Source organism: Pseudoalteromonas sp. (assembly GCF_041629635.1).
Lineage (GTDB): Bacteria > Pseudomonadota > Gammaproteobacteria > Enterobacterales > Alteromonadaceae > Pseudoalteromonas.
The window spans coordinates 1-5,546 of the sequence record NZ_JBFKMX010000182.1 but is presented as its reverse complement, the minus strand read 5'-3'; the positions used below and the strand labels follow the sequence as shown (position 1 = coordinate 5,546).

The 5,546-nt window shown below is 42.3% G+C and carries 5 protein-coding genes; 1 reads left to right on the top strand and 4 read right to left on the bottom strand.

From position 1 onward, the window contains the following. The 4 genes from ABYD77_RS17325 to ABYD77_RS17310 form a co-directional block, all read right to left on the bottom strand. Positions 1-323, bottom strand: a 323-nt coding sequence (locus ABYD77_RS17325) for a phosphoadenosine phosphosulfate reductase family protein (protein WP_372771343.1), incomplete at its 3' end; no start/stop codon positions are given. A gap of 45 nt (positions 324-368) precedes the next feature. Then, positions 369-2,087 carry an assimilatory sulfite reductase (NADPH) hemoprotein subunit gene (gene cysI, locus ABYD77_RS17320; RefSeq protein ID WP_372771342.1) on the bottom strand — a complete coding sequence of 573 codons (1,719 nt, stop codon included), beginning with the start codon at positions 2,085-2,087 and terminating at the stop codon, positions 369-371. A 52-nt stretch (positions 2,088-2,139) separates the two neighbouring features. Continuing rightward, complete coding sequence (locus tag ABYD77_RS17315; protein ID WP_372771340.1) at positions 2,140-3,954, bottom strand: assimilatory sulfite reductase (NADPH) flavoprotein subunit; 1,815 nt, start codon at positions 3,952-3,954, stop codon at positions 2,140-2,142. 368 nt (positions 3,955-4,322) lie between these two features. Further along, a complete protein-coding gene (locus ABYD77_RS17310; protein WP_274763057.1) occupies positions 4,323-4,700 on the bottom strand; it encodes a hypothetical protein in 378 nt (125 codons plus the stop codon). Positions 4,701-5,077: 377 nt separating this feature from the next. Here ABYD77_RS17310 and ABYD77_RS17305 point away from each other — a divergent pair. Further along, on the top strand, positions 5,078-5,546 hold a 469-nt coding region (locus ABYD77_RS17305), incomplete at its 3' end, for a hypothetical protein (RefSeq protein ID WP_372771339.1).

Genomic DNA, 5,546 nt, shown 5'->3' with positions numbered 1-5,546 from the left:
GGGGTTAACTCTGACTTATACACTTTTAGATTAAGCGCTAGGCGTTCTGTAAGCTCATCAATAAACTGATAAGTCTCAGGGAATAAATAGCCGGTATCAGTTAATACCACTGGTATATTTTTCTTTTGTGATGTCACTAGGTGTAACATCACAGCAGCTTGAATACCAAAGCTTGACGATAAAAAGTGAGTATCTGGCAAATTTTCTAATGCCCACGCAACACGCTCTTCAGCTGTTTTGTCCGCTAAAAAGCCATTTGCATCAGCAAGTAGTGCCTGCTGGCTTTCTTTATCTAGCGTTAGAATATTTTTAAATTCACTCATACGTAAATTCCTAACCAAGGGCGGCGATGCCACCCTAAAATTTATTTAAGCGTGGAAGTCTGTTTTAGAGACTTTCACTTCGGCAACAATTTCCTTGCGGATAGCGAAGTCACCAAAACATTCGCCTTCGTTACGCTCTTTAGCCCACTGGCCAATTAATTCATCTAATGCTGGTAGGTAAACATCTTCACCAACGTTTTCTAGGTAAAGCTTAGGTACGCGCGTACCTTCACGGTTACCACCTAAGTAAACGTTGTATTTACCCGGGCCTTTACCAACAAAACCAATCTCCGCCAACATCGCACGACCACAACCATTCGGGCAACCTACAACACGCATAATAATGTCGTCGTTCGGGATTTCGTGCTTTGCTAAAATCGCTTCTGTTTTCTCAATAAGCTCTGGCAGATAACGCTCAGCTTCAGCCATCGCCAGTGGACAGGTTGGTAATGCTACACATGCCATTGAGTTAAAGCGTTGCTCTGAATGTGAATCGTCAATTAAGCCGTGCTCACGAGCGATTTTTTCAATAATGTCTTTTTGATCAGCTGGCACACCGGCAACAATTAAGTTTTGGTTTGCGGTCATGCGGAAATCACCTTGGTGAATTTCTGCAATCTTACGACAACCGGTTTTCAGTGGCTGACCTGGGTAGTCAAGAATACGACCACTTTGGATAAATAGCGTTAGGTGGTGCTTACCATCAATACCTTCTACCCAACCAATACGGTCACCACGGTGTGTGAACTCATAAGGGCGGCTTTCTTCAAATTTAACGCCAGCGCGGTTTTCAACTTCTGCTTTAAATGCATCAGTACCGAAAGTATCAAGGGTATATTTCGTTTTTGCGTTCTTACGGTTAACACGGTTACCCCAGTCACGCTGCACAGAAACTACGTGCTCAGCAATTTTTAGCGTGTGCTCAAGCGGAATGAAACCTAGGTCGTCTGCTTTACGCGGGTAAGTGTTTACATCACCGTGGGTCATTGCAAGACCGCCACCAACAAGCACGTTAAAGCCAATTAGTTTGCCGTCTTCTGCAATCGCAACAAAGTTTAAATCGTTCGCGTGAACGTCTACTTCGTTGTTTGGTGGAATAGTAACCGTTGTTTTGAACTTACGTGGTAAGTAAGTAGACCCTAAAATCGGTTCTTCTGTTGTTTCTGTCTTTTCACCGTTTAACCAGATTTCAGCATACGCTTTAGTGTGTGGTAATAGGTGCTCAGAAATCTTTGCAGCCCACTCGTAAGCTTCTTGGTGTAACTCAGACTCAACTGGGTTAGTCGTACATAGTACGTTACGGTTAACGTCACCTGCCGTTGCAATTGAGTCAATGCCAACGCTGTTTAGCATTTGGTGCATTTCTTTAATGCCCGGCTTTAACACACCGTGGAATTGGAATGTTTGACGCGTTGTTAAACGAATACTGCCGTAGATGGTTTTATCGCCAGCAAACTCATCAATCGCTAACCACTGCTTAGGCGTGATAATACCGCCTGGCATACGTGCACGAAGCATCACGTTGTGCATAGGCTCTAACTTTTGCTTAGTACGCTCTGGACGAATATCACGGTCGTCTTGCTGGTACATACCGTGGAAACGGATTAGCTGGAAGTTGTCAGCTGTAAAACCACCTGTAAGTTGGTCTTTTAAATCCGCTTCAATGGTACCGCGTAAAAAGTTACTTTGTGTTTTTAGTCTTTCGTTATCAGCAAACTTAGCATTTGGGTCTAGCTTGCTGTTAGGTTTGTAATCTGTGCTCATGGCTTATCCTAAAATTCTACTGTGACGGTCAGTGTGGTGTACTAACAAACTGTTAGTACACGTCTTTTTGATAACGGTTGTTGCTGCGAAGCTCTTTTAGGTAGCTCTCAGCTTGCTCGTCATCTTTGCCACCATGGGCTTTAATAATGTCGATAAGTGCTTGGTGAACGTCTTTCGCCATGCGGTTAGCGTCACCACAAATATAGAAATGTGCACCTTTTTCTAACCATGCAAATACTTCTTCGCCTTTCTCGCGAATACGGTCTTGCACGTAAACTTTTTCTGCTTGGTCGCGGCTAAATGCAAGGTCTACTTTGTTAAGTAGGCCAGACTTCACATAACCTTGGATCTCAACTTGGTATAAGAAATCTTGGGTGAAGTGTGGGTTACCGAAGAATAACCAGTTCTCGCCTTCTGCACCGCGCGCGTCACGCTCTTGTAAGAATGCGCGGAATGGCGCGATGCCTGTACCTGGGCCTACCATGATAACTGGTGTGTTATCGTCGCTTGGTAAACGGAAGTTGTCGTTATGCTCGCTAAATACTTTAACTTGTACGCCTTCTTCTGCACGGTGTGCAAGATAGCCAGAACAACCACCAAAGTGTTTCTCACCAAAGGCATCAAATTCTACTAAGCCAACAGTTAAGTGTACTTCTTCTTCAACTTCAGCTTGGCTTGAAGCAATAGAATATAAACGTGCTTGTAACTTACGTAGGCAGTTTGCTAGGTCTTGTGCACTGATATCGCTAGGATTTTGCTTGATTATATCGAAGATCTGGCGTGCTTCGATGTACTCACGCATTGCTGCTTTGTCTTCAACTAGCTTTAATAGTTCTGCGTTGTTAGTCGCCTGAGCGTACTTTTCAACGAAACCAGGGTAAGACTGAGTTAGCTCTAGTTTTTCGATTAACGCTGTACGAATTGATAGGGTTTCTTCACCTAATGTGATTTCTGTTGCACCATCAATGTTTAATGATGCCAGTGTTTCATCAACCAGTGCTTCGTCATTTAAAAAGTAAACACCTAGAGAATCACCTGGAAGATACGTGATATCAGAGCCTTCTAGAGAAATTTCAATATGACGCACGTCTTTCGTTGAGTCACGACCGGTGATCTTTTGTACCACACTTAGCTCAGCCGCAAATGGGTTTTGCTTGGTGTATTGGCTTTGCGCTGGTGCTGCACCGAATCCAGCCATAGGAATAACTTGTGCTGAACCTTGTGACTGTGCTTTTAGCTCAGGTTCGAATGCTTCAACCGCACCACTGATCCAAGCTGCTGCTTGGTCTTCATAATCAACGTCTAGATCAGCACGGGCAACAACCGTTTCTGCACCTAGCGCTTTAAAGCGCTCTTCAAAATCGATCGCCGTTTGACAGAAGAATTCGTAACTTGAATCACCTAGGCCGATAACCGCTACTTTAACGCCATCTAGCTTAGGTGCTTTTTTCGATGCTAAGAATGCGTGCAAGTTTTCAGCATCTTCTGGTGGCTCACCTTCACCGTAAGTAGAAACAGCAACAGCAATAAATTTTTCTTTCTTAAGTTGAGCTGGCTTGTAGTCAGCCATGTTCACAAGTTTAACTACTAAGCCTTTAGCTTCAGCAGCTGCTTTAAGCTGATTAGCAACGCCTTTTGCGTTACCTGTTTGTGAACCGTAAAGAATTGTTAGTGCAGCCGCTTCGCCAGCTTGTGGAGCTACGCCCGCAACTTGGCCCGACAGTGATGCTGTATTGGCATTTGCTGCTAAGTAACCGCTCACCCAAGCTTGTTGAATTGGGTTCAGTTCAGCAGTAAGCGCTTGTAACTTCTGTACTTGCTCTGGCGAAAGCGGGCTTGCTTGCGCCGATAGTTGACTTAACAACATGCTCATTATTCCTCGACAACCGATAGCTAAATTCTTTAGCACTTAGATGTGCTTCTCTGATGGTGAAATATAGCGAGCTCTAGGCGAAGAAAAAAATAATAGAAAGTGCTTTTATATTCCAAAAAGGAATGTATGACGTGTTATTTATAATTTTTAATAAAGGTTAACTGTTTAAGAGCTTGTTGTAACAAGGATATATTGTTTTTTTACTGTGTGAAGAGTAACAAACGATCTTGGCTGAGGGGAGAATTAACTAATAAAATGGTAGGGCAGTGGGCTCAAAAGTAACAACTTGCTAACAGCAAAAGCGTTGCTTTTAGCAAGTCATCATATAATACAGACTGATACTAAGTTAGATCTTTGGTCGCTTACTCGGTTGGATAAAGCGTAATTTCCATACCTGCACCGAGCGCTGAAATACGTAATAATGTATCGGCATGTAAAGCTTGGTTAAAGCACTTAGGATTTTTGCCACTTTGAAAACCAATATCAAATGTGCGCTTTGTACACCCTAACCATTGTTTAAGTGCATTGCGAGAACATGATTCAACCAATTCACATAAATGATTAATCATTTTGTCAGGTGTTGTAACATCAATGCTGGCTTCAATGCGTGCTAATTGTCGAGTATCGTCTTTGTCGTAATGAAGTACTACAGCAGACTTTGATAAATCGGATACTAGCTGGGCAATATCTTGTTTTGACTCGATTTCTAGGTCGACATTAAGAAACTGAATATCTGACATTGATGTTTATTCTCTGAAATTGCGTAGTCGCTCACTTTACATTAGATTGGCTTATATCTCTAGAGCGTGTTGATCTTTGCTGTCTATTTCTGCAGCAGTTTGTTTGGCATTTAGACGAGGCAGAGCGATTGTAGTGTAGTTATTTTACATAAATGAGCGATAACATAGTATAAATGCCAAACAAGCGCTGCCTGTAAGGTTCAACCCAAACCGTTTTGCTCTTTGTTGTCGCTTTTTGACTTAGCCCGCTAGGTCTACAAAGCGCCGCCGCGATCAAAACGGTTTGGATTTGAACAGAATTTAGACCGTAAAGATCAACACGCTCTAACTTCGCAAAGACGATATTACGAACGAAAAAACCAATAACGAGAATAATAATGAATAAAACATGGTTTAAATGGGCACGGAAATGCCATAAATGGTTGGGTTACATACTTGCGCTACAGGTTTTTGCTTGGTTGCTCGGTGGGTTAGTGATGAGTGCTATTCCTTTGGAATATGTTCATGGTAAACACTTGGCAAAACGTCAACTTGAAAACCCATTTTCTCAAGATGTATATACAACTGATTTTAACTTATTTAAAGAGCATGACATTGCACTTAAAAAAGTTAATTTTACACACTTCTTAAATACGCCAGTAATCGAATTAATTGGTGAAGAATCGCATGTTTATCTCCATGGTGAGACAGGCGAATTATTTACATCCCCAAACCAACAACAAATAATTACGCAAGCAAGAGCACATTACCTTGGTGATGCAAGTCAAATAGAGGTTATTGCCACAAAACTCAAAGAGGGCTCGAGAGAAGTTGGCTATAAAACTAATATTTGGCGCGTAGACTTTG